The sequence below is a fragment of the Bacteroidota bacterium genome (genome assembly GCA_039821555.1).
Lineage (GTDB): Bacteria > Bacteroidota > Rhodothermia > Rhodothermales > Rubricoccaceae > JBCBEX01.
In genome coordinates, this window is record JBCBNX010000046.1 from 1 (window position 1) to 1,716 (window position 1,716).

The following is a 1,716-nucleotide window of genomic DNA, read 5'->3' on the forward strand; positions in this document are numbered from 1 at the left end:
ACCGACGATGTGCCGGCGCCGTTGTTCTCTTCAACCGCGATCTCGCGCCCCAATGCGTCCACGAACCTGCGCGTGGGCGTGTCGAGGTGGTCCCGGAACGTCGCCACGACGTCACCGTAGAGAGGGTGTGATCGCGACCCTCGGCTGGCCCACCGTCATGCAGCCGCCTGAGCCGGCCGCAGGCGCTGACTCCAGAACTCGTCCCACCATCCGTTCGCGCGGACAATGCGCAAGGCCAGCAGCCGGTTCATGCTGTCCGGATGCCAGCAGGCTCCGGGGATCTTCAGGCGTTTCTGTGGGATGTACCGATGGGCGGACTCGATCTCGCCGGAGCCTTGCGGAATGCCCCACGCGTGGGCGGTCCCGTAGTCGACGGCGTCCTGGAACCGCCAGAGGTGCTTGAGGAACCGCTCGACGCGCTCCTCACCGGGTCCGCGGTAGGCATGAAGCTCGGCGTAGACCTTCGCCACCCGACCCTCATAGAAATCTTCCAGCACCCTCGACACCCAGGCGAACCGCGCCTTGTCGTCGAGCTTCATCTGCTTCGCGACATCATGCAGGTGCTGGCTGACATGAGGGCGGTCGAGGACCACGATGCACTCTCCGAAGCGGGCTTCGATGGCCTCCCGAAGTCCGTTGCCGCCGTCTACGACCGTGGCGACCACGGTGCGCTCGGTGAGGCCTCGGTGGCGTGCCGCAGCGTGGAGCTGGTCCACGACCTCGGCGAACGGAGACATCCCGCCCACGAAGCTCTTGTCGTCCTCGTGGAGGGCCCGACAGAACGCGAGGCGGACGTCCCGGTACTCCAACGGTCGCTTCCGGCGTGGAAGACCTCGAACAGGCGTACGCTGGACGGGATCCGGGGACCCCATCGTGCCCGTGCGCAGCTCGCAGCCGTCCATCTCGACCAGGAGACACGCCGCAGGCTCGACCGCGTCGGGCTCCTTGGCCAGCTTCTCTTCCACGAACGTCAATGCGTCCTTCGCGGTGTTGTGGACCACACGCAGCAGCGAGGTCCGGTGGATGGTCCAGCCGTAGTGCTCCTCGAACCTCTCGGACGCCACGCCGAAGGAATCTTCGATGCCGAAGTCGGTGAGAGCGCGCTCGAGGGCTGGCGTCTTGGAGCGGTGCGTCAGCCCGAGCTCGTCGCGGACAGGGCGAGCGGTGTCCCCGACCGCACGCCGGAGGTGTGGAGACGACACTCGCAGCTCGCCGTAGAGGCATCCCACGCTGATCTCGGATGCCTGGTTCACGGTGTACCCGCGCGCCGCGGCGTTCTGGAGAACCCGAGTGGTCTCAGCCTCCAGGAGGACCTGGGTCGTTCGAAGCCCGATGGCGCGCAGCAGCCCGCGCACATCGGCGTCCGCCCCGGTGGCGTCGATGGACGCCTCCCGCTCACAGATTGCTCCGGCGAGCATCGCACTCACCATCTCCACCACGTCGTCATACACTTCCGTCACGGCGGCCCTCGCTGTCGATCGCCGCGGTGGTCGCGGCGGGTTGTCTACACCAGCGAGGTGTCCGCCGACCCCCTCCCGCGCAACCCTCCGTCGGCCATCCTCAACCGAGACTCGCGATCACACCCCGTGTGACAAGCCAGAGACTCAGCCCGATCGCCACGAACGCGTCATGACGATCGCCGTCCCGAACAGGCTGCCGTAGCCGTTGATGATGTCGATGAACACAATTGCGCCAAGATCGGCGAGTCCACCGACC

At 66.9% G+C, this 1,716-nt stretch carries 1 protein-coding gene; it reads right to left on the reverse strand.

The window, feature by feature from the left end:
* Nucleotides 1-155: 155 nt before the first annotated feature.
* Nucleotides 156-1,460, reverse strand: a complete 1,305-nt coding sequence (locus AAFU51_18770) for a hypothetical protein (protein MEO1573293.1) — start codon at nucleotides 1,458-1,460, stop codon at nucleotides 156-158.
* Nucleotides 1,461-1,716: the final 256 nt, after the last annotated feature.